Origin of the sequence: Staphylococcus cohnii species complex 1663 (genome assembly GCF_041008415.1) — a bacterium.
GTDB lineage: Bacteria > Bacillota > Bacilli > Staphylococcales > Staphylococcaceae > Staphylococcus > Staphylococcus ureilyticus.
The window spans coordinates 281274-303098 of record NZ_JBFDVL010000004.1; the positions used below are offsets into that span (position 1 = coordinate 281274).

Below are 21825 nucleotides of genomic sequence, written 5' to 3' on the forward strand. Positions count from 1 at the left end.
CAAAAGGATTTTTTTTGTAAGCACTTATTACTAATAAAAATTTTATAAAAAAGGATGTGTTTCTTCATTATAATATAGCTATCATAACTATATATTTTTAAAACTTCTTATTCTCTTGTTTGTGTTGTGTATAAACAACTTTTGCATGTTTATTTGGAACATAAAGTGGTGTCGAAAAAATAATTAACACAAAGAACAACATTAAAAAGAATAAAATCCAATGCACAATCATACCAACAAAAGGTACAAATGCTAAAAAGGAACCGAAAACACCTAATAAAGGAATCACTAACATTGGTTTAATAGAATTTTGTTTATCGACGACTAATATAATCACGATTACAAAGTAGAGCAATGCATTGATTAATAAAGGTTGCCAACCAAAACTAAAAATAATACTCCCACCTAAAAACGGAATACCATATATAAACTCACCAGCAATTAATATTAAACTCAAAATTATAAGCGTTGTACGAATACCACTTTTCATTAATATTCACTCCTAACTAAATAATAGTATAAACGAAATAAATGAAATAGAAATAAAAAAGAACAAATAATCAATTAAAATTACAAACATCAAAAATTTCCGAAAAGAGGTTGAACTGAATAAGTAGTTCAAGTATAATAACAAAGTATGTGTTAGGCAAATAGTAAAAACTTTTGCAGAAAAGCTTGATAAATCACTGCTTTTCATGTAACATATCTAATGTTGGACTTTAAGAACACGCGATGAAGCGAAAGGTTACTGACACACCCGGCCGCTTTGCCATGGCGCTGTGTGAGATAGTTTTCGTGGAGAAGTCTATCACTTAAATGTAGACGAATAAGGAGGGAAAATTATGGCAAAACAAAAAATCAGAATCAGATTAAAAGCTTATGATCACAGAGTTATCGATCAATCTGCAGAAAAAATTGTTGAAACAGCAAAACGTTCTGGTGCAGATGTTTCTGGACCAATTCCGTTACCGACTGAAAGATCAGTTTACACTGTAATTCGTGCCGTGCATAAGTATAAAGATTCACGTGAACAATTCGAACAACGTACACATAAACGCTTAATCGATATTGTTAACCCTACACCTAAAACAGTAGATGCTCTTATGGGCTTAAACTTACCATCTGGTGTAGACATCGAAATCAAATTATAATAGAAAAATTTAGGAGGTGGACTTTCGATGACCAAAGGAATCTTAGGAAGAAAAATCGGGATGACACAAGTTTTCGGAGAAAACGGTGATTTAATCCCTGTAACAGTAGTAGAAGCTAGTGAAAACGTAGTATTACAAAAGAAAACTGAAGAAGTAGATGGCTATAATGCAATCCAAATAGGTTATGCTGATAAAGCAGCTTACAAAAAAGGAAGCAAATCAAGCAAATATGCTAATAAGCCAGCTGAAGGTCACGCTAAAAAAGCGAGCTCAGCACCTAAGCGCTTCATTCGTGAATTCAGAAACGTCAATGTTGATGAATACGAAGTAGGTCAAGAAGTCTCAGTTGAAACATTTGAAGCTGGTGACATCATCGATGTAACTGGCGTATCTAAAGGTAAAGGATTCCAAGGTGCTATCAAGCGCCATAACCAAGCACGTGGACCAATGTCACATGGTTCTCATTTCCATAGATCACCTGGTTCAGTAGGTATGGCATCTGATGCTTCAAAAGTTTTCAAAGGACAAAAAATGCCAGGACGTATGGGTGGAAACACAGTAACAGTCCAAAACTTAGAAGTAGTTCAAGTTGACGCTGAAAACAAAGTTATCTTAGTAAAAGGTAACGTACCAGGTCCGAAAAAAGGATTCTTAGAAATTTCTTCATCAATTAAAGGTAATAAATAATTATAGAGCGAAAGGAGGAAATGCATAATGGCAAATTATGATGTATTAAAAGTAGATGGAACTAAATCAGGTTCAGTTGAATTAAGCGATGCAGTATTTGCAATCGAACCAAACAACAACGTTCTTTTTGAAGCAATTAATTTACAACGTGCTTCATTACGCCAAGGTACACATGCTGTTAAGAACCGTTCAGCAGTACGTGGTGGTGGACGTAAACCATGGAGACAAAAAGGTACAGGACGTGCGCGTCAAGGTACTATTCGTGCGCCACAATGGCGTGGTGGTGGTATCGTATTCGGACCAACACCAAGAAGCTATGCTTACAAAATGCCTAAGAAAATGCGTCGTTTAGCTTTACGCTCAGCATTATCTTTCAAAGCACAAGAAAATAGCTTAACAATTGTAGATACATTAAGTTTTGAAACTCCGAAAACAAAAGAATTCAAAACTGTACTTTCTAACTTAGAGCAACCGACAAAAGTGTTAGTAATCACTGAATCTGAAGATGTAAATGTTGCACTTTCAGCACGTAACATCCCAGGTGTTCAAGTAACAACTGCACAAGGTTTAAACGTTCTAGATTTAACAAGCGCTGACAGTGTCGTAATCACAGAAGCAGCTGCTAAAAAAGTTGAGGAGGTGCTCGGATAATGGAAGCAAGAGACGTTCTTAAGCGCCCCGTAATCACTGAAAAATCTTCAGTTGCAATGGCTGAAGACAAATATACATTCGATGTTGATACTCGTGCGAATAAAACACAAGTAAAAATCGCTGTAGAAGAAATCTTTGATGTAAAAGTTGATAATGTGAATATTATTAACTACAAACCAAAGAAAAAACGTATGGGCCGTTACCAAGGCTATACAAACAAACGACGCGTAGCAATCGTTAAATTAAAAGAAGGATCAATCGATCTATTTAACTAAAAAATTACCAATAAGGAGGTAAACGACAATGGCTCTAAAAAAATATAAGCCAATTACTAACGGTCGTCGTAATATGACTAGTTTAGATTTCGCTGAAATTACGAAAACTACTCCTGAAAAGTCACTATTACAACCGCTACCGAAAAGAGCGGGACGAAATCATCAAGGTAAATTGACTGTACGCCATCATGGCGGTGGACACAAACGTCAATATCGTGTAATTGATTTCAAACGTAACAAAGATGGTATCCAAGCAAAAGTTGATTCAATTCAATATGATCCAAACCGTTCAGCAAATATCGCATTGTTATTTTACGCTGATGGAGAAAAACGTTATATTATTGCACCTAAAAACTTAAAAGTAGGTCAAACACTTGAAAGTGGTGCAGAAGCAGATATTAAAGTAGGTAATGCACTACCACTACAAAATATTCCAGTAGGTACTGTTATTCATAACATCGAGTTGAAACCTGGTAGAGGTGGACAAATCGCTCGTTCTGCTGGTGCAAGTGCACAAGTATTAGGTAAAGAAGGTAAATATGTATTAATCAGATTAAGATCTGGCGAAGTACGTATGATTCTTTCAACTTGCCGTGCTACTATTGGACAAGTTGGTAATATCCAACACGAACTTGTTAACGTTGGTAAAGCTGGACGTTCAAGATGGAAAGGTATCCGTCCAACAGTTCGTGGTTCTGTAATGAACCCTAACGATCACCCACACGGTGGTGGTGAAGGACGCGCACCAATCGGTATGCCTTCTCCAATGTCACCTTGGGGCAAACCAACACTTGGTAAGAAAACACGTCGCGGTAAAAAATCATCAGATAAACTTATCGTTCGTGGACGTAAGAAAAAATAAAAATAACTTATTTGGGTGTGCGGCTTAACCGCTGCACGCACATAATAAGAAGGGAGGCGCCACTATGGCTCGTAGTATTAAAAAAGGACCTTTCGTTGACGATCACCTAATGAAAAAGGTTGAAGCTCAAAGCGGAAGCGAGAAAAAACAAGTAATCAAAACTTGGTCACGTCGTTCAACTATTTTCCCTGATTTCATCGGACATACATTCGCTGTATATGATGGACGTAAACATGTGCCTGTATTTGTAACAGAAGATATGGTTGGTCATAAACTTGGAGAGTTTGCACCAACACGTACATTTAAAGGTCACGTTGCAGACGATAAAAAAACAAGAAGATAATATCTAACAGGTAGAGGAGGAAATTGGAATGGAAGCAAAAGCGGTTGCTAAAACAATAAGAATCGCACCTCGTAAAGTTAGATTAGTATTAGATCTAATTAGAGGCAAAAGCGCTGGTGAAGCGATAGCGATTTTGAAATTAACAAACAAGGCTTCATCACCAGTAATTGAGAAATTATTAATGTCCGCTTTAGCTAATGCAGAACATAACTATGACATGAACACAGATGAGTTAATAGTTAAAGAAGCTTATGCTAATGAAGGACCAACTTTAAAACGTTTCCGTCCACGTGCACAAGGTAGTGCAAGTGCGATTAACAAACGTACAAGCCACATTACAATCGTCGTAAGTGACGGTAAAGAAGAAGCTAAAGAAGCTTAATAAAATCTTAAGGAGGGAACACTGTGGGTCAAAAAATTAATCCAATTGGACTTCGTGTCGGTGTAATCCGTGATTGGGAAGCTAAATGGTATGCAGAAAAAGACTTCGCATCATTATTACACGAAGATTTAAAAATCCGTAAGTTTATTGATAACGCATTAAGTGAAGCTTCAGTTTCTCATGTAGAAATTGAACGTGCTGCTAATCGTATCAACATCGCTATTCACACTGGTAAACCTGGTATGGTAATCGGTAAAGGCGGTTCAGAAATAGAAAAACTTCGTAACAAATTAAATTCATTAACAAATAAAAAAGTACACATCAACGTAATTGAAATCAAAAAAGTAGATTTAGATGCTAAATTGGTAGCGGAAAACATTGCGCGTCAATTAGAAAATCGTGCATCTTTCCGTCGTGTACAAAAACAAGCTATTACAAGAGCGATGAAACAAGGCGCTAAAGGTATCAAAACACAAGTATCTGGTCGTTTAGCTGGTGCTGATATCGCTCGTGCAGAACAATATTCAGAAGGAACTGTTCCACTTCATACACTACGTGCTGACATAGGCTATGCGCACGCAGAAGCAGACACAACTTATGGTAAGTTAGGTGTCAAAGTGTGGATTTATCGTGGAGAAGTTCTTCCTACTAAGAACACTAGTGAAGGAGGAAAATAATAATGTTACTACCAAAACGTGTTAAATATCGTCGTCAACATCGTCCTAAAACAACTGGTCGTTCTAAAGGCGGTAACTATGTAACATTTGGTGAGTATGGTTTACAAGCAACTACAACGTCTTGGATCACATCTCGTCAAATCGAATCAGCTCGTATTGCAATGACTCGTTATATGAAACGTGGCGGGAAAGTTTGGATCAAAATCTTCCCACACACACCTTACACTAAAAAACCTTTAGAAGTTCGTATGGGTGCTGGTAAAGGTGCCGTTGAAGGCTGGATTGCTGTTGCAAAACCAGGTAGAATTTTATTTGAAGTTGCAGGCGTAAACGAAGAAGTTGCGCGTGAAGCATTACGTTTAGCTAGTCACAAACTTCCAGTTAAAACTAAGTTTGTAAAACGTGAAGAATTGGGTGGTGAAACAAATGAAAGCTAAGGAAATTAGAGACTTAACCACTTCTGAAATCGAAGAACAAATCAAATCTTCAAAAGAGGAGCTTTTTAACCTACGCTTTCAGTTAGCTACAGGACAATTAGAGGAAACTGCACGTATTCGTACAGTAAGAAAAACGATTGCACGTCTAAAAACTGTTGCTCGTGAAAGAGAAATTGAACAAGGTAAGGCTAATCAATAATCAAATTGAAAGAGGAGGTTACTAAAGTGAGCGAAAGAAATGATCGTAAAGTTTATGTAGGTAGAGTCGTTTCCGATAAAATGGATAAAACAGTAACTGTACTTGTTGAAACATACAAAACACACAAACTATATGGCAAACGAGTAAAATACTCTAAAAAATACAAAACACATGATGAAAACAACTCAGCTAAATTAGGGGACATCGTTAAGATTCAAGAAACACGTCCTTTATCAGCAACTAAGCGTTTCCGTTTAGTAGATATTGTTGAAGAATCAGTAATTATTTAATAAACAGTGAAGATAAAGGAGGTTTAACTCATGATCCAACAAGAAACACGATTAAAAGTAGCAGATAACTCTGGTGCACGTGAAGTACTTACAGTCAAAGTATTAGGTGGATCTGGTCGTAAAACAGCGAACATTGGTGACGTAATCGTCGTTACTGTTAAACATGCTACACCAGGCGGCGTTGTCAAAAAAGGTGAAGTAGTTAAAGCTGTTGTTGTACGTACTAAATCAGGTGTACGTCGTAATGACGGTTCATATATCAAATTTGATGAAAATGCATGTGTCATCATTCGTGACGACAAAGGCCCACGTGGTACTCGTATTTTTGGACCAGTTGCACGTGAATTACGTGAAGGTAATTTCATGAAAATTGTATCATTAGCTCCAGAAGTACTTTAATAAACTATTTATAAATATATAAATTTAAGGAGGTGCCACACATGCATATCAAAAAAGGTGACAACGTAAAAGTTATCGCAGGTAAAGACAAAGGTAAAGAAGGTAAAGTAGTAGCTACTGAACCTAAAAAAGACCGTGTCGTTGTGGAAGGTGTTAACACTATTAAAAAACACCAAAAACCAACTCAATTTAATCCTGAAGGTGGAATCTTAGAAACAGAGGCAGCAATCCATGTTTCTAATGTACAATTATTAGACCCTAAAACGAATGAACCTACTCGTGTAGGTTACAAATTCGAAGACGGTAAAAAAGTTAGAATTGCAAAAAAATCTGGCGAAGAAATTAAATCTAATAATGAATAATTAATTGAAAGGAGGATCTACTGTGAATCGTTTAAAAGAAAAATTTAATACTGAAGTTACAACGGACTTAGTAAAAAAATTCAACTATAGTTCTGTAATGGAAGTACCAAAAATAGAAAAAATTGTAGTAAACATGGGTGTTGGTGATGCTGTACAAAACTCTAAAGTATTAGATGATGCTGTAGAAGAATTACAAGCTATCACTGGTCAAAAACCATTAGTAACTAAAGCGAAAAAATCTGTCGCTACATTCCGTTTGCGTGAAGGTATGCCAATCGGTGCTAAAGTAACTTTACGCGGTGAAAGAATGTATGACTTTTTAGATAAATTAATTGCGGTATCACTTCCACGTGTTCGTGACTTCCGTGGTGTATCAAAATCAGCATTTGACGGTAGAGGTAACTACACTTTAGGTGTTAAAGAACAATTAATTTTCCCTGAAATCGACTATGACCGAGTAAGTAAAATACGAGGAATGGATATCGTTATCGTAACAACTGCTAACACTGACGAGGAAGCTCGTGAATTGTTAACACAATTCGGTATGCCATTTCAAAAATAATCTCTAAAGGAGGCTAATTAAGTGGCTAAAAGTTCAATGGTTGCTAAGCAACAAAAAAAACAAAAGTTCCAAGTACGTGAATATACGCGTTGTGAACGTTGTGGTCGTCCACATTCTGTATATCGTAAATTTAAATTATGCCGTATTTGTTTCCGTGAATTAGCTTATAAAGGCCAAATCCCTGGCGTTCGTAAAGCTAGCTGGTAATAGAAAAAAGTCTGAAAGGAGGCAACATTCAATGACAATCAACGATCCAATTGCAGATATGCTAACTCGTGTAAGAAACGCAAACATGGTGCGTCACGATAAGTTAGAATTACCTGCATCAAATATTAAAAAAGAAATTGCTGAAATATTAAAAAGTGAAGGTTTCATTAAAAACGTAGAATACGTTGAAGACGATAAACAAGGGGTTATCCGTTTATTCCTTAAATATGGTCAAAACAATGAACGTGTTATCACTGGATTAAAACGTATCTCAAAACCAGGTTTACGTGTTTATGCTAAAGCAAACGAAGTACCTAAAGTATTAAATGGTTTAGGTATTGCATTAGTTTCTACTTCTGAAGGTGTAATCACTGATAAAGAAGCAAGAAAACGTAATATTGGTGGAGAAATCTTAGGTTACGTTTGGTAATAATTAATAACAAGGAGGTGCGATAACATGAGTCGTGTTGGTAAAAAAATTATTGACATCCCTAGCGACGTTACAGTAACTATCGAAGGAAATACAGTTTCTGTTAAAGGTCCAAAAGGCGAATTATCACAAACAATGAATGAAAGAATGACATATAAGCAAGATGAAAACACATTAGAAGTTGTTAGACCAACTGATTCTCAAAATGATAGAACAGTTCATGGTACAACTCGTGCTTTGATTAATAATATGATTCTAGGTGTTAAAGATGGCTATAAAAAAACACTTGAGCTTGTAGGTGTTGGTTACCGTGCTCAAATGCAAGGTAATGATCTAGTATTAAACGTTGGATACTCACATCCAGTTGAATTTAAAGCTGAAGATGGAATCACTTTCGGTGTTGATAAAAACACTACAGTAACTGTAGAAGGTATTTCAAAAGAACAAGTTGGAGCGATTGCTTCAAACATCCGTTCAGTAAGACCTCCAGAACCTTACAAAGGTAAAGGAATCCGTTACCAAGGTGAATACGTTCGCCGTAAAGAAGGTAAAACTGGTAAATAATAAATAACTTTCAGAAGAAAGGAGTAATAAAATGATCAGCAAAATTGATAAAAACAAAGTGCGTTTGAAAAGACATGCACGTGTCCGTAACAAATTGTCTGGCACTGCTGAAAAACCACGTCTAAATGTTTATCGTTCAAACAAACACATTTATGCACAAGTTATCGATGATGTTAATGGCAAAACATTAGCACAAGCTTCAACACAAGAAAAAGATCTAGCTAATGAAACTGGATCTAAAGTTGATTTATCAGCTAAAGTCGGCGAAACAATTGCTAAAAGAGCAAATGAAAAAGGCGTAAAAACAATTGTATTTGACCGCGGAGGATATTTATATCACGGACGTGTTAAAGCATTAGCCGAAGCAGCTCGTGAAAATGGTTTAGAATTTTAATTTAAAGGAGGGACATTTACATGGCTCGTAGAGAAGAAGCGAAAGAATTTGAAGAACGCGTTGTTACAATTAATCGTGTTGCAAAAGTTGTAAAAGGTGGTCGTAGTTTCCGTTTCAGCGCTTTAGTAGTAGTTGGAGATAAAAACGGTCGCGTTGGATTCGGTACTGGTAAAGCACAAGAGGTACCTGAAGCAATCAAAAAAGCAGTTGAAGCAGCTAAGAAAAACTTAGTTGAAGTTCCACGTGTCGAAGGTACAACTCCTCACATGATTACTGGACAATTCAGTTCAGGTAGTGTATTAATGAAACCAGCTGCACCTGGTACTGGTGTTATTGCGGGTGGTCCTGTTCGTGCGGTATTAGAACTAGCAGGTATCACTGATATCTTAAGTAAATCTTTAGGTTCAAACACACCAATCAACATGGTGCGTGCAACAATTAATGGATTACAAAACCTTAAAAATGCTGAACAAGTTGCGAAATTACGTGGCAAGTCAGTAGAAGAATTATATAATTAAGGAGGGAAAATAAGTTATGGCTAAATTACAAATTACCCTCACTCGTAGTGTTATAGGTCGTCCAGAAACACAACGTAAAACTGTTGAAGCTTTAGGTTTGAAAAAAACAAACTCTTCAGTAGTTGTTGAAGATAACCCTGCTATTCGTGGGCAAATCAACAAAGTAAGTCACTTAGTGACAGTAGAAGAAAAATAATTAAGGAGGTGCCGAAATGAAATTACATGAGTTAAAACCAGCAGAAGGTTCTCGTAAAGTTCGTAACCGCGTGGGTCGTGGTGCAGCTACTGGTAACGGTAAAACTAGTGGCCGTGGACAAAAAGGACAAAAAGCGCGTTCAGGTGGTAGTATCAGACCAGGATTTGAAGGTGGACAATTACCTTTATTCCGCCGTTTACCAAAACGAGGTTTTACTAACATTAACCGCAAAGAATATGCTATTGTTAACTTAGACCAACTTAATAAATTTGAGGATGGTACTGAAGTAACTCCTGCTTTATTAGTAGAATCTGGTGTAGTTAAAAGTGAAAAATCTGGTATTAAAGTACTAGGCAATGGTTCACTTGACAAGAAGTTAACAGTGAAAGCTAACAAATTCTCTGCTTCTGCAGCAGAAGCTATTGATGCTAAAGGCGGAGCACACGAGGTGATCTAATGTTTCAAACGCTTGTGAGCTTCTTTACTACAAAAGAAGTTCGTAACAAGATCTTTTTTACGCTCGCAATGTTAGTTATTTTTAAAATAGGTACTTATATTCCAGCACCTGGCGTAAATCCAGCTGCTTTTGACAGTCAACAAGGTTCTCAAGGTGTCACTGACTTACTGAATACGTTTGGTGGCGGAGCCTTGCAGAACTTTTCTATCTTTGCCATGGGTATAATGCCATATATTACTGCATCAATTGTGATGCAGTTATTACAAATGGATATTGTTCCAAAGTTTTCAGAGTGGGCAAAACAAGGTGATGCAGGTAGAAAGAAACTTAATAACGTAACCCGTTATTTTGCGATTGTACTTGCTTTTATCCAATCAATAGGAATGGCGTTCCAATTTAATAATTATTTACAAGGTCAACTTATTATGGATCAGTCCGTAATAAGCTACCTGACAATAGCTGTTGTATTAACAGCTGGAACAGCGTTTTTAATTTGGATAGGTGAACAAATCACTCAATTCGGTGTTGGTAATGGTATTTCCATCATTATCTTTGGAGGTATTTTATCTTCATTACCTTCATCATTAATCCAGTTTTACCAACAGTCCTTTGTAGGACAAGATGACACAACTTTAGCATGGTTAAAAGTTATTGGGTTAATTGTTGGAATGATATTGCTAACAGTTGGTGCAATATTCGTACTACAAGCTATTAGAAAAATACCAATTCAATATGCGAAAAAACAGTCTGCACAACGATTAGGTTCACAAGCAACATATTTACCTTTGAAAGTTAACTCTGCAGGGGTTATCCCAGTCATCTTTGCAATGGCGTTCTTCTTATTACCAAGAACATTAACTTTGTTCTTCCCTGATGCAAGTTGGGCGCAAAAAGTATCTGACGTTGCAAATCCATCGAATAATATAGGGATGATTGTTTATGTAATCCTTATTATTGCATTTGCATATTTCTATGCATTTGTACAAGTCAATCCTGAAAAGATGTCTGATAACCTTAAAAAACAAGGAAGTTATGTTCCGGGTATTAGACCTGGCGAACAAACAAAAAAATATATTACTAAAGTTCTCTACAGATTGACCTTTGTAGGATCAATATTCTTAGCTGTCGTTGCTATACTACCAATCATTGCTACTAAGGTGATGGACTTACCACAATCGATTCAAGTCGGTGGTACAAGTCTACTTATCGTAATTGGTGTTGCGATTGAAACAATGAAGAGTCTTGAAGCTCAAGTGAGTCAAAAAGATTATAGAGGCTTTGGTGGTAGATAAATTGTAGGAGGGCACTTATGAATATCATTTTAATGGGTTTACCTGGCGCAGGTAAAGGAACTCAAGCGAGTGAAATTGTTAAGAAATTCCCAATTCCACACATATCTACTGGAGACATGTTCAGAAAAGCGATTAAAGATGAAACGGATTTAGGCAAAGAAGCTAAATCATACATGGATCGTGGAGAATTAGTCCCTGATGAAGTTACTGTGGGCATCGTAAAAGAAAGAATTTCTGAAGACGATGCAAAAAAAGGATTCTTACTTGACGGCTTTCCTCGTACTATTGAACAAGCAAAAGCATTAAGTGAAATCATGCAAGAATTAGATAGAAAAATTGATGCTGTTATCAATATAGAGGTACCTGAAGAAGAATTAATGAACCGCCTTACTGGTCGTAGAATTTGCGAAAAATGCGGGCACACTTATCATCTTGTATTCAATCCTCCAAAAGTTGATGGCATTTGTGATATTGACGGTGGTAAATTATACCAACGTGAAGATGACAACCCAGAGACAGTTGCAAATCGTTTAAATGTCAATGTGAAACAATCTAAGCCAATCCTAGAATACTATGATAATGAAAATGTATTGAAAAACATTGATGGTTCAAAAGATATTAACGAGGTTACTTCAAACGTAATCGATATTCTTGAGAATCTAAAATAGTATCAACTTTGTACGGTCTATGTAATGCCAAGAGTATAAACGAAAAAGAGTGACAATGCGATATAGTAATTCATTTTAATTTTGTTGAACTTATTAACAACACTTATAGACTCGTAGGGTTAGAGTTGATCTTAGACGATAACCAACTATTGTAAAAAGGGGGAAGTTAATAAATGGCTAAGCAAGATGTTATTGAATTAGAAGGTACAGTATTAGATACTTTACCAAATGCAATGTTTAAAGTAGAATTAGAAAATGGTCATGAGATTTTAGCTCACGTTAGTGGTAAAATCAGAATGAATTATATTCGAATTCTACCTGGCGACAAAGTAACTGTAGAAATGTCTCCGTATGATTTAACACGCGGAAGAATTACGTATCGTTATAAATAATCGTCACTCCATAATATAGGGAGGTATTAAAATGAAAGTAAGACCATCAGTAAAACCAATTTGCGAAAAATGTAAAGTCATTAAACGTAAAGGTAAAGTAATGGTAATTTGTAGCAATCCAAAACACAAACAAAGACAAGGTTAATAAAGAGAGGTGTAAATAATTATGGCACGTATAGCAGGAGTAGATATTCCACGTGAAAAACGTATTGTTATTTCGTTAACTTATGTATATGGTATCGGTACTACTACAGCTCAAAAAATTGTTGAAGAAGCAAATGTATCTGCAGATACACGCGTTAAAGACTTAACTGATGACGAATTAGGTCGTATCCGTGAAGTAATCGACAATTATAAAGTAGAAGGTGACTTACGTCGTGAGCAAAACTTAAACATTAAACGTTTAATGGAAATCTCATCATACCGTGGTATCCGTCACCGTCGTGGATTACCAGTACGCGGACAAAAAACAAAAAACAATGCTCGTACTCGTAAAGGCCCAGTTAAAACTGTAGCTAACAAGAAAAAATAATAGGTAAAGGAGGCAAATTTTAAATGGCACGTAAACAAGTATCTCGTAAACGTAGAGTGAAAAAGAATATTGAGAATGGTGTAGCACATATCCGCTCAACATTCAATAATACAATCGTAACTATTACTGATGAATTTGGTAATGCTTTATCATGGTCATCAGCAGGTGCACTTGGATTTAAAGGATCAAAAAAATCAACACCATTCGCAGCACAAATGGCATCAGAAACTGCAGCTAAAGCAGCTATGGAACATGGTTTGAAAACTGTTGAAGTTACAGTTAAAGGTCCTGGCCCAGGTCGTGAATCAGCGATCCGTGCATTACAATCAGCTGGATTAGATGTAACTGCAATCCGTGACGTTACTCCAGTACCACATAATGGTTGTCGTCCACCAAAACGTCGTCGCGTATAATATTATCGTTATTGTCGCAAGTCACTGAGAAACACAGTACAATTCAAGTCGACGTAATCAAGGAGGATATTTGTAAATGATTGAAATCGAAAAACCTAGAATTGAAACAATTGAAATTAGTGAAGATGCTAAATTCGGTAAGTTCGTTGTTGAACCACTAGAACGTGGCTACGGTACTACACTAGGAAACTCCTTACGTCGTATCCTACTATCTTCATTACCAGGTGCAGCCGTTAAATACATCGAAATCGAAGGTGTATTACATGAATTCTCAGCAATAGATAATGTTGTAGAAGATGTTTCAACAATTATCATGAACATCAAAAAACTAGCATTGAAAATTTATTCTGAAGAAGATAAAACATTAGAGATTGATGTAAAAGATGAAGGCGAAGTTACTGCAAGTGACATCACACATGATAGTGATGTAGAGATTTTAAATCCTGAGATTAAGATCGCAACAGTATCTAAAGGTGGACATTTAAAAATCCGTCTTGTTGCTAATAAGGGTAGAGGTTACGCATTAGCAGAACAAAATAACACTAGTGATTTACCAATTGGTGTAATTCCAGTGGATTCACTATATTCACCAGTAGAACGTGTTAACTATACTGTAGAAAACACACGTGTAGGTCAAAGTAGTGATTTTGATAAATTAACTTTAGATGTTTGGACTAATGGTTCTATTACGCCACAAGAGTCTGTTTCTCTAGCGGCAAAAATCTTAACTGAACATTTGAACATCTTCGTTGGATTAACTGATGAAGCTCAAAATGCTGAAATCATGATTGAAAAAGAAGAAGATCAAAAAGAAAAAGTACTTGAAATGTCTATTGAAGAATTAGACCTATCTGTACGTTCATATAACTGTTTGAAACGCGCAGGTATTAATTCTGTTCAAGAATTAGCTGATAAATCTGAAGCAGATATGATGAAAGTGCGCAATTTAGGACGTAAATCATTAGAAGAAGTTAAATATAAACTTGAAGATCTAGGTTTAGGTCTTAGAAAAGAAGATTAATATAAAGGAGGTTAACTCATGGGTTACAGAAAATTAGGACGTACATCTGATCAACGTAAAGCGATGTTACGTGACTTAGCTACTTCACTTATTGTAAGTGAGCGTGTTGAAACTACAGAAGCACGTGCAAAAGAATTACGTAGTGTTGTTGAAAAATTAATCACTTTAGGTAAAAAAGGAGATTTAGCATCTCGTCGTCAAGCTGCTAAAACTTTACGTAATGTTGAAATCTTAAATGAAGATGAAACAACACAAACTGCACTTCAAAAATTATTTGGTGAAATTGCTGAACGTTATACAGAACGTCAAGGCGGTTACACTCGTATCCTTAAAGTAGGCCCTCGTCGTGGTGACGGTGCTGAATCAGTAATTATAGAATTAGTTTAATTTAAATACACATACTACTATGTATAAAGCAAATGAGTGCAACGATAATGTTTGCCACATACAAATATTGTCTAGCTCAGAGTACCCCATCAAACTTAATAAATTTTAAAGCGTGAACTCAAATATGATGGGGTGCGCGCTTTTTTTTGTTAGCCCCCCTTAATTTGAAGAATTTAGGGGGGCTTATGCAATTGCAAAGCAATAGCGAACCGCTAAGCCTTAATTCGAAGAAGATAAGGAATGCCTTCACGGAGTGGAGACATGAGCAGTTCTAGCTAATCAGCGATTTGTTTATAAATTCATATAAGTTTATTGTTAGGTATCAGTAATTGTTAATCGTGAAATATAATCTTTAGATGTTTAATGGTATCTTTTTGAAGACTCAATAAATGAGATTTAAAAGAAAAATTAGTGAAGAAGAAGTGCTTATTTATTATTTTTCATGTAAAATGATTAAGTATATGATTAATATTTTTGATTTAGGAGATAACTGAAATGGTAACGCAAGCAGAAGAAATAATTAAATTTGATCACGTATCTTTTAAATATAATAGCGATGAACCACTTGCGTTAAATGATGTATCATTTAGCATACCAAGAGGTAAATGGACTTCTATAGTAGGCCACAATGGTTCAGGTAAATCAACGATAGCAAAACTGATGATAGGCATTCAAAAACCTTTTGAAGGCCAAATTTATTTGAACGGTATAAGTATCAATGATGATAACTTAAATGAGTTAAGACAACATATAGGAATTGTATTTCAAAATCCAGAAAATCAATTTGTAGGGTCTACTGTAGAATTTGATGTAGCTTTTGGTTTAGAAAATAATGCGATAACTTACGAAAAGATGCACGAAATTGTACCCAAAGCATTAGCGGATGTAGATATGTTGGATAGAGCCACATATGAGCCGCAATCACTTTCAGGTGGTCAAAAACAGCGTGTCGCAATCGCAGGTGTCTTAGCATTAAATACGGATATCATTATATTAGATGAAGCGACGTCTATGTTAGATCCAGAAGGCAGAACAGAATTAATTTCATTAATTCACCGTTTAAAAGAAGAAAAAGATGTGACAATCATTTCCATCACTCATGATTTATCAGAAGCTATAGATGCGGACCATTTAGTTGTTTTAAACCAAGGTTGCTTATATCAAGCAGGTTTGCCTCAAGTTATTTTTAATAAAGGAGCGGCACTGACACAAATTGGTTTAGATTTACCGTTTGCAATGAGAATGAGCCAACAACTCTTAGGTGTTACTGACTATATTTCTTACGAAAGGTTGGTAAGCAAATTATGACTGTTAAATTTGATCAAGTATCTTATGTTTATCAAAAAGGAACACCTTATGAGCATCTTGCATTGAAAGACATTGTAACCACTTTTGAACAAGGGAAGTATTATGCAGTAATTGGTCAAACAGGCTCAGGCAAGTCTACATTAATTCAGCATATTAATGGACTACTCAAACCTTCACATGGCTCTTTAGAGGTCAATGATGTCCAAATTACACATAAAACTAAAGATAAGTATTTAAAACAAGTACGAAAACGTGTGGGGGTAGTATTCCAGTTTCCAGAATCACAACTTTTTGAAGACTCAGTAGAACGAGAAATATTATTTGGACCTAAAAATTTTAATATGCCACTTGAAGAAGTAAAAGTACGGGCATTTCAATTATTAATCGAATTCGGTTTTAATAGAGATATACTTGAACAATCGCCTTTCCAAATGTCGGGAGGCCAAATGAGAAAAATAGCAATTACTTCTATCTTAGCTATGGATCCAGATATTGTCATATTAGATGAACCCACTGCAGGTCTTGATCCTAAAAGTAGAAATCAAATCATGGAAATGTTAAAGAAACTTCAAGTTGAACAACATAAAACAATCATATTGGTCACGCATGAAATGAATGACGTTGCAAAATATGTTGATGAAGTAAAAATTATTAAGCAGGGCAAATTAGTTGAAAGCTGTTCTCCAAGAAAATTGTTTAATGCAAATGACTATGTTAAAGACATGCATTTGGATGTTCCAGATATCGTCAAATTGCAGAGAGACATTGAAGCAAAACATCAAATAAAATTTGACCGTATTGCATTAACCGAATCAGAATTCACTGAGATGTATAAGGAGTGGCAAAAAAATGAGAGATAAGTTTATTATAGGACGTTATCTTCCATTAGACACTTTTGTACATCGTCGTGATCCACGTGCAAAATTAATTTTTGTCTTTTTATTTATTATATTAATATTTTTTGCACATTCATTTTTTACTTATTTATGGTTATTTATAATCATTGTAACCATGATGAAAACTGCTCATATAAAAGCTTGGTTTTTAATTAAGGGGTTAACCCCAATATGGATTTTTCTGATTTTCACCTTTTTAATGCATTTATTTTTAACTAAAGGTGGTATACGGATATTTGAATTCGGTTTTATTTCAATTGATACACATGGTATTTTAGAAGGTATTTATATTGTCTTGAGGTTAATGTTTATCATTATGGTGTCTACAATTATGACTTTAACGACAAGTCCTTTAGATCTTACTGATGCATTTGAAAGGTTATTATACCCATTAAAGTTGATAAAAATACCTGTACATTTACTGAGTATGATGATGTCAATTGCTTTACGTTTTATTCCAACTTTAATGAATGAACTGGATAAAATTATCTTAGCACAGAAATCAAGAGGTTCTGAAATCAGTTCAGGGGGATTAATCAATAGAGTGAGCGCGTTTATACCTTTGTTAATTCCTTTATTTATCTCAGCTTTCCAAAGAGCTGAAGATTTAGCAATTGCAATGGAAGTACGTGGTTATGATACAAACAAACAGCGAACGAGTTATCGTCAATTAAACTGGCAAAAGTCTGATAGCTTGTTATTGATATCAATAATACCAATAGCAATAATATTATTTGTGTTAAAGTATATGGGAGTGTAAAGGATGGTTCGTGTTTTAGTAAATATTTCGTATCAAGGTAGTCAATTCTTAGGTTTTCAAATTCAAAATAATGGTAGAACGGTACAACAGCAATTTGAAAAAATACTTAAGCGCATGCACAAGCGACATGTTAGAATTCATCCTAGTAGCCGAACTGATCGTGGTGTGCATGCAATAGAGCAATATTTTCATTTTGATTCAGAGCTTAACATTTTACCCGATCAATGGCAGTATGCAATGAATCGGGCATTACCTGATGATATTTTTGTGAAACATGTTTCATTTGTAGATGCGTCATTCCACTGTAGATATGATTGTGTGGGGAAAACTTACCGCTATAAAGTTTATCAATCACCTAATAAAAATCCATTTGAATGTGGTTTGAAAGCACACGTACCTGAAAGTTTAGACTTTGAAAAGATGTCTCAGGCTGCCAGTTTATTTATGGGTACACATGACTTTACTGGTTTTTGTTCTCAAAAAACAGAAGTTGAAAGTAAAGTACGTACTCTATATGAAAGTAGAATCGAAAAAACAGAATATGGTTTTGATTATGTAGTTACTGGTTCAGGGTTTTTATATAATATGGTACGTGTGTTAGTTGCGTTTTTAATTGGTGTGGGTAAAGAGAAATTTCAGCCTGAGTCAGTTCCACAATTATTAAAAGCGAAAGATCGCAATAAAGTTCCGTTTACTGCACCAGCGGAAGGATTATATTTGGAACATATATACTTGTCTCCCGAAGCACTCATAAGTGATTTTGGTGAAGACATAAAAATATATCAAAAAAAATCCACACAAAATAGGTAAATTACATTGACAAAACACCATAAAAATTATACGATAACTAACGGTATTGTTTTATATCACCCCACGATAAGCCCCGGAATCTTATTGTGTAACAAGATATAGAAGCACGTAGAAATTATAAATTAACAAAATAAATGCATTTAAGTTTAAATATCATTTCAATTAGACAAGAAACATTTATTTATTCTAGGAGGACAATTATATGCGTCAAACATTTATGGCTAATGAAGCAAACATTGAGCGCAAATGGTATGTTATTGATGCTGAAGGTCAAACACTTGGTCGTTTATCATCAGAAGTAGCTGCTATTCTACGCGGTAAAAATAAAGTAACTTATACACCACACGTTGATTCAGGTGATTATGTAATTATCATCAACGCTGCTAAAATTCAATTCACTGGTAATAAAGAACAAGACAAAATGTATTACCGTCACAGTAACCACCCAGGCGGAATCAAATCAATCTCTGCTGGTGAGTTAAAAGCTAAAAACCCAGAACGTTTACTTGAAAACTCAATTAAAGGTATGTTACCAAGCACACGTCTAGGTGAAAAACAAGGCAAAAAATTATTTGTATATGGTGGCGCTGAACATCCACACGCTGCACAACAACCAGAAAACTACGAGTTACGTGGTTAATTAAAAGGAGGAAATTACATTGGCACAAGTTGAATATAAAGGCACAGGCCGTCGTAAAAACTCAGTAGCACGTGTACGTTTAGTACCTGGCGAAGGTAACATTACTGTTAACCACACTGATGTACGTAGCTACTTACCATTCGAATCATTAATCTTAGACTTAAACCAACCATTTGATGTTACAGAAACTAAAGGTAACTATGATGTATTAGTTAACGTTCACGGTGGTGGTTTCACTGGACAAGCACAAGCTATCCGTCATGGTATCGCACGTGCTTTATTAGAAGCAGATCCTGAATATAGAGGTTCATTAAAACGCGCTGGATTACTTACACGTGACCCACGTATGAAAGAACGTAAAAAACCAGGTCTTAAAAAAGCTCGTCGTTCACCACAATTCTCAAAACGTTAATATATCAAATACTGTGGCGAATACGCTTCACCTACAGATTTGTACATTAATTGCTTAAGTAATTGTTGTTTATATAGCAACAATATTTCTAACTTCCCATATTTGTATGGGAAGTTTTTTTGATTTATAAAATATTAAAAAAACAAACTTTGCTACTTTTAAAATTCAAAGCATTTGGTTTACTTTAGTAAGTTCAGTTAGTATGAAGTATAATAAAGTAAAAATGGTATTAGAGGTTATACATATGGCGTTCAATAAATTAAAACATCTCTTGAAGCAATTGGTTTTCGTGTTAATATTTATTTTTTTAGCTAGTATTGTCGTTTTGACTTTGAATCAACTGTTTAACAAAACTCACATTAAAAACATGTCTAACGAGACATCGATTCCTACATTTTATTTGCATGGTTTTGCCGGTACAGCTAATTCAGAAAAATACATGGTTAATTCAGCAGTTCAAAATAATATTACAAATGACGTTGTTGAGGCCAAAGTTTCATCAAATGGAAAGGTGACATTTAATAAAAATATAGTTAACAATATGAAACGTCCGATTATAAAAATCATTTTTGAAGATAATGAAGAAAAAGATTTAGAAAAAGATGCGCAATGGATTAAAAATGTTATGATTGCTTTTAATGCAAAATATCATTTTAAAAAATTCAATTTTGTAGCTCATTCTATGGGAAATCAATCATTTAGTTACTATATGTTAAAGTATGGTGATGATAGTGCCTTACCTAAGTTAAATAAGCAAGTGAGTTTAGCTGGAAACTTTAACGGGGAAGTGGATATCAATGGTTTGGACTTAAATATATATTTAGATAAAAATGGCAAACCTAGCAGGATGTTAAAAGCATATCGAAATTTATTATCTATGCAAGCGCACTATCCTAAAAATGCTGAAGTGCTTAATATTTATGGAGATTTAAAAGACGGAACCCATTCTGATGGTAGAGTTACAAATGTATCTTCAGAATCGTTAAGGTATCTCTTGTCAAATCACGTTAAAACTTATAAAACATACAAAGTATATGGACCAAAAGCAGAACATAGTGAGCTCCATGATAATAAAAAAGTTACAGATCAAATGAATGCATTTCTTTGGGGCTTATAAATGAAAAAGATAACTCTATGATTTTAGAATTATCTTTTGTACAGTTTTGAATCCATGTTATTTACTCATTCTAAAAGGCTTAAAATGTATTATTTTCAGCTGCTAATAATTGTAGTAAGTTTTTGCGATTTGCTTCACCATATACATGTGGCTGTATCATCATTTCATCTGCATTATATTGATTTGCGATAGCTTTAAGTTGAGTGAAAACTTCATTTGGCAAACCACTGATAACACGTGCTTTATTTTGATGCATTTTTTCTATTTCTCTAGTGGATGGCTGTCTTTGTTGCGCAAATGTAATTGATGGATAATGACTAGGTTGTTTTAAATAATTAATGCGTAATAGCCATAGATGAAAAGCTTGTTCTAACTCTTTGATTTTTTGAATGTCATTTGCTGTGATGACAAAAGTTGAAATAATAACATAAGGTGTTCGGTTTGGATGAAGTTCTGAAAATAGCTTACGATAAACAGCGATAGATTGTTTAACTTTATTTTTATTTTTCCCCATTAAAGCGGTGACAAAAGGTAAGCCGTGTTGTGCAGCGAGTTCAGCGCTATTTTGACTTGTGCCTAATAAATGCATATTAGGTTGCGTTGGGATTAAAGGTGTGGCGTATAATCCAGGAAATCTTTGCTTTTGAATGTCATCATTAAAATAGTTTGTTAGATCCACAATTTGTGTTTCAAAATCAATGTTAGCTGTTTTGTTTTCATTTAACGCTTGATTTACATTTTTAAAACTGAAAGAGCGGCCAATGCCTAAATCTACTCTACGAGGGTGACGTCCTTCTAATATTTTAAAGACTTCTGCTATTTTATAAGCACTATAGTGAGGAAGCATAACGCCACCACTGCCAATGCGTATCGAAGTCGTATTTTCTAACAAAGCCATCATAATCATTTCTGGAGCACTAGAAGCAACTGACAATACTTTGTGATGTTCAGCAACCCAAAATCGATAAAAACCTAATGATTCAGCAAGTTGAGCTAATTCAACAGAATGATTTATCGCTTGAGTGGTGTTACTACCTTCAAATATTGGGACATAGTCTAGTATACTTAATCGCATGTTTACATTCTCCTTCATTACAATCATTTAAGTGCTCTATTCTGTTTATCATAACATGT

General features: G+C 35.0%; 38 protein-coding genes. 36 read left to right on the forward strand and 2 right to left on the reverse strand.

Annotated features, from left to right (window positions below; all coding sequences use genetic code 11):
• Positions 1 to 97: 97 nt before the first annotated feature.
• Positions 98 to 490, reverse strand: a complete 393-nt coding sequence (locus tag AB1J10_RS06815) for a hypothetical protein (RefSeq protein ID WP_070037675.1) — start codon at positions 488 to 490, stop codon at positions 98 to 100.
• Positions 491 to 842: 352 nt separating this feature from the next.
• Here AB1J10_RS06815 and rpsJ point away from each other — a divergent pair, with 352 nt between their 5' ends.
• The 36 genes from rpsJ to AB1J10_RS06995 all read left to right on the forward strand — a co-directional run bounded on the left by rpsJ (position 843) and on the right by AB1J10_RS06995 (position 20691).
• The gene (rpsJ, locus tag AB1J10_RS06820) at positions 843 to 1151 is read left to right on the forward strand and encodes a 30S ribosomal protein S10 (protein ID WP_002482611.1); all 309 of its coding nucleotides are present in this window, start codon (positions 843 to 845) and stop codon (positions 1149 to 1151) included.
• A 27-nt stretch (positions 1152 to 1178) separates the two neighbouring features.
• On the forward strand, positions 1179 to 1838 hold the full coding sequence (gene rplC / locus AB1J10_RS06825; RefSeq protein ID WP_369003066.1) for a 50S ribosomal protein L3: 660 nt from the start codon (positions 1179 to 1181) through the stop codon (positions 1836 to 1838).
• 27 nt (positions 1839 to 1865) lie between these two features.
• Positions 1866 to 2489, forward strand: coding sequence for a 50S ribosomal protein L4 (gene rplD, locus AB1J10_RS06830; protein WP_046208425.1), 624 nt, complete (start codon positions 1866 to 1868; stop codon positions 2487 to 2489).
• A complete protein-coding gene (rplW, locus tag AB1J10_RS06835; RefSeq protein WP_046208424.1) occupies positions 2489 to 2764 on the forward strand; it encodes a 50S ribosomal protein L23 in 276 nt (91 codons plus the stop codon). The genes rplD and rplW overlap by 1 nt, the downstream gene beginning before the upstream one ends.
• Positions 2765 to 2792: 28 nt before the next feature.
• Complete coding sequence (rplB, locus tag AB1J10_RS06840; protein WP_046208423.1) at positions 2793 to 3626, forward strand: 50S ribosomal protein L2; 834 nt, start codon at positions 2793 to 2795, stop codon at positions 3624 to 3626.
• A gap of 64 nt (positions 3627 to 3690) precedes the next feature.
• Positions 3691 to 3969, forward strand: coding sequence for a 30S ribosomal protein S19 (rpsS, locus tag AB1J10_RS06845; protein ID WP_019468644.1), 279 nt, complete (start codon positions 3691 to 3693; stop codon positions 3967 to 3969).
• Positions 3970 to 3997: 28 nt separating this feature from the next.
• Complete coding sequence (gene rplV, locus AB1J10_RS06850; protein WP_019468645.1) at positions 3998 to 4351, forward strand: 50S ribosomal protein L22; 354 nt, start codon at positions 3998 to 4000, stop codon at positions 4349 to 4351.
• Between the two features lie 23 nt (positions 4352 to 4374).
• Positions 4375 to 5028, forward strand: a complete 654-nt coding sequence (gene rpsC, locus AB1J10_RS06855; protein ID WP_019468646.1) for a 30S ribosomal protein S3 — start codon at positions 4375 to 4377, stop codon at positions 5026 to 5028.
• A gap of 2 nt (positions 5029 to 5030) precedes the next feature.
• Positions 5031 to 5465 carry a 50S ribosomal protein L16 gene (gene rplP, locus AB1J10_RS06860; protein WP_019468647.1) on the forward strand — a complete coding sequence of 145 codons (435 nt, stop codon included), beginning with the start codon at positions 5031 to 5033 and terminating at the stop codon, positions 5463 to 5465.
• A complete protein-coding gene (rpmC, locus tag AB1J10_RS06865) occupies positions 5455 to 5664 on the forward strand; it encodes a 50S ribosomal protein L29 (protein WP_002482620.1) in 210 nt (69 codons plus the stop codon). Before rplP ends, rpmC begins: the two co-directional genes overlap by 11 nt.
• Before the next feature lie 26 nt (positions 5665 to 5690).
• Positions 5691 to 5954, forward strand: a complete 264-nt coding sequence (gene rpsQ, locus AB1J10_RS06870; RefSeq protein ID WP_019468648.1) for a 30S ribosomal protein S17 — start codon at positions 5691 to 5693, stop codon at positions 5952 to 5954.
• A 30-nt stretch (positions 5955 to 5984) separates the two neighbouring features.
• The gene (rplN, locus tag AB1J10_RS06875; protein ID WP_019468649.1) at positions 5985 to 6353 is read left to right on the forward strand and encodes a 50S ribosomal protein L14; all 369 of its coding nucleotides are present in this window, start codon (positions 5985 to 5987) and stop codon (positions 6351 to 6353) included.
• 41 nt (positions 6354 to 6394) lie between these two features.
• On the forward strand, positions 6395 to 6715 hold the full coding sequence (rplX, locus tag AB1J10_RS06880; protein WP_040029978.1) for a 50S ribosomal protein L24: 321 nt from the start codon (positions 6395 to 6397) through the stop codon (positions 6713 to 6715).
• A gap of 22 nt (positions 6716 to 6737) precedes the next feature.
• Positions 6738 to 7277: a 50S ribosomal protein L5 gene (gene rplE / locus AB1J10_RS06885; protein ID WP_046208422.1), complete on the forward strand. Its 540-nt coding sequence runs from the start codon at positions 6738 to 6740 to the stop codon at positions 7275 to 7277.
• A 21-nt stretch (positions 7278 to 7298) separates the two neighbouring features.
• Positions 7299 to 7484: a type Z 30S ribosomal protein S14 gene (locus tag AB1J10_RS06890; RefSeq protein ID WP_046208421.1), complete on the forward strand. Its 186-nt coding sequence runs from the start codon at positions 7299 to 7301 to the stop codon at positions 7482 to 7484.
• 31 nt (positions 7485 to 7515) lie between these two features.
• On the forward strand, positions 7516 to 7914 hold the full coding sequence (gene rpsH, locus AB1J10_RS06895) for a 30S ribosomal protein S8 (RefSeq protein ID WP_019468652.1): 399 nt from the start codon (positions 7516 to 7518) through the stop codon (positions 7912 to 7914).
• A 27-nt stretch (positions 7915 to 7941) separates the two neighbouring features.
• Positions 7942 to 8478 (forward strand): 50S ribosomal protein L6, encoded by a 537-nt coding sequence (gene rplF / locus AB1J10_RS06900; RefSeq protein ID WP_019468653.1) that lies wholly within the window; start codon positions 7942 to 7944, stop codon positions 8476 to 8478.
• A 31-nt stretch (positions 8479 to 8509) separates the two neighbouring features.
• On the forward strand, positions 8510 to 8872 hold the full coding sequence (gene rplR / locus AB1J10_RS06905) for a 50S ribosomal protein L18 (RefSeq protein WP_046208420.1): 363 nt from the start codon (positions 8510 to 8512) through the stop codon (positions 8870 to 8872).
• Positions 8873 to 8892: 20 nt separating this feature from the next.
• Positions 8893 to 9390, forward strand: a complete 498-nt coding sequence (gene rpsE / locus AB1J10_RS06910) for a 30S ribosomal protein S5 (protein WP_019468655.1) — start codon at positions 8893 to 8895, stop codon at positions 9388 to 9390.
• A 16-nt stretch (positions 9391 to 9406) separates the two neighbouring features.
• Complete coding sequence (gene rpmD / locus AB1J10_RS06915; RefSeq protein WP_002482630.1) at positions 9407 to 9586, forward strand: 50S ribosomal protein L30; 180 nt, start codon at positions 9407 to 9409, stop codon at positions 9584 to 9586.
• A gap of 16 nt (positions 9587 to 9602) precedes the next feature.
• Positions 9603 to 10043, forward strand: coding sequence for a 50S ribosomal protein L15 (rplO, locus tag AB1J10_RS06920; RefSeq protein WP_046208824.1), 441 nt, complete (start codon positions 9603 to 9605; stop codon positions 10041 to 10043).
• A complete protein-coding gene (gene secY / locus AB1J10_RS06925; protein WP_046208418.1) occupies positions 10043 to 11335 on the forward strand; it encodes a preprotein translocase subunit SecY in 1293 nt (430 codons plus the stop codon). The genes rplO and secY overlap by 1 nt, the downstream gene beginning before the upstream one ends.
• A 17-nt stretch (positions 11336 to 11352) precedes the next feature.
• Complete coding sequence (locus AB1J10_RS06930; RefSeq protein ID WP_019468658.1) at positions 11353 to 12003, forward strand: adenylate kinase; 651 nt, start codon at positions 11353 to 11355, stop codon at positions 12001 to 12003.
• A gap of 173 nt (positions 12004 to 12176) precedes the next feature.
• On the forward strand, positions 12177 to 12395 hold the full coding sequence (infA, locus tag AB1J10_RS06935) for a translation initiation factor IF-1 (RefSeq protein ID WP_001118443.1): 219 nt from the start codon (positions 12177 to 12179) through the stop codon (positions 12393 to 12395).
• A gap of 31 nt (positions 12396 to 12426) precedes the next feature.
• On the forward strand, positions 12427 to 12540 hold the full coding sequence (gene rpmJ / locus AB1J10_RS06940; RefSeq protein WP_002482634.1) for a 50S ribosomal protein L36: 114 nt from the start codon (positions 12427 to 12429) through the stop codon (positions 12538 to 12540).
• A gap of 21 nt (positions 12541 to 12561) precedes the next feature.
• Positions 12562 to 12927 carry a 30S ribosomal protein S13 gene (gene rpsM, locus AB1J10_RS06945; RefSeq protein WP_046208417.1) on the forward strand — a complete coding sequence of 122 codons (366 nt, stop codon included), beginning with the start codon at positions 12562 to 12564 and terminating at the stop codon, positions 12925 to 12927.
• Between the two features lie 23 nt (positions 12928 to 12950).
• Positions 12951 to 13340 carry a 30S ribosomal protein S11 gene (gene rpsK, locus AB1J10_RS06950; RefSeq protein WP_019468660.1) on the forward strand — a complete coding sequence of 130 codons (390 nt, stop codon included), beginning with the start codon at positions 12951 to 12953 and terminating at the stop codon, positions 13338 to 13340.
• Between the two features lie 76 nt (positions 13341 to 13416).
• On the forward strand, positions 13417 to 14361 hold the full coding sequence (locus AB1J10_RS06955; protein WP_019468661.1) for a DNA-directed RNA polymerase subunit alpha: 945 nt from the start codon (positions 13417 to 13419) through the stop codon (positions 14359 to 14361).
• 18 nt (positions 14362 to 14379) lie between these two features.
• Positions 14380 to 14748 (forward strand): 50S ribosomal protein L17, encoded by a 369-nt coding sequence (rplQ, locus tag AB1J10_RS06960; protein ID WP_046208416.1) that lies wholly within the window; start codon positions 14380 to 14382, stop codon positions 14746 to 14748.
• A gap of 495 nt (positions 14749 to 15243) precedes the next feature.
• On the forward strand, positions 15244 to 16056 hold the full coding sequence (locus AB1J10_RS06965) for an energy-coupling factor transporter ATPase (RefSeq protein WP_107365257.1): 813 nt from the start codon (positions 15244 to 15246) through the stop codon (positions 16054 to 16056).
• Complete coding sequence (locus AB1J10_RS06970) at positions 16053 to 16916, forward strand: energy-coupling factor transporter ATPase (RefSeq protein ID WP_046208414.1); 864 nt, start codon at positions 16053 to 16055, stop codon at positions 16914 to 16916. The genes AB1J10_RS06965 and AB1J10_RS06970 overlap by 4 nt, the downstream gene beginning before the upstream one ends.
• A complete protein-coding gene (locus tag AB1J10_RS06975) occupies positions 16906 to 17712 on the forward strand; it encodes an energy-coupling factor transporter transmembrane component T family protein (RefSeq protein WP_107365258.1) in 807 nt (268 codons plus the stop codon). Before AB1J10_RS06970 ends, AB1J10_RS06975 begins: the two co-directional genes overlap by 11 nt.
• A 3-nt stretch (positions 17713 to 17715) precedes the next feature.
• Positions 17716 to 18522: a tRNA pseudouridine(38-40) synthase TruA gene (gene truA, locus AB1J10_RS06980; RefSeq protein WP_046208412.1), complete on the forward strand. Its 807-nt coding sequence runs from the start codon at positions 17716 to 17718 to the stop codon at positions 18520 to 18522.
• 202 nt (positions 18523 to 18724) lie between these two features.
• Positions 18725 to 19162, forward strand: coding sequence for a 50S ribosomal protein L13 (rplM, locus tag AB1J10_RS06985; RefSeq protein ID WP_046208411.1), 438 nt, complete (start codon positions 18725 to 18727; stop codon positions 19160 to 19162).
• Positions 19163 to 19181: 19 nt separating this feature from the next.
• The gene (rpsI, locus tag AB1J10_RS06990) at positions 19182 to 19574 is read left to right on the forward strand and encodes a 30S ribosomal protein S9 (protein ID WP_019468668.1); all 393 of its coding nucleotides are present in this window, start codon (positions 19182 to 19184) and stop codon (positions 19572 to 19574) included.
• A 244-nt stretch (positions 19575 to 19818) separates the two neighbouring features.
• Complete coding sequence (locus AB1J10_RS06995) at positions 19819 to 20691, forward strand: alpha/beta hydrolase (protein ID WP_107365413.1); 873 nt, start codon at positions 19819 to 19821, stop codon at positions 20689 to 20691.
• A 79-nt stretch (positions 20692 to 20770) separates the two neighbouring features.
• On the opposite strand, the gene AB1J10_RS07000 is transcribed toward AB1J10_RS06995, so the two are convergent.
• A complete protein-coding gene (locus tag AB1J10_RS07000; protein ID WP_070037690.1) occupies positions 20771 to 21766 on the reverse strand; it encodes an LLM class flavin-dependent oxidoreductase in 996 nt (331 codons plus the stop codon).
• Positions 21767 to 21825: the final 59 nt, after the last annotated feature.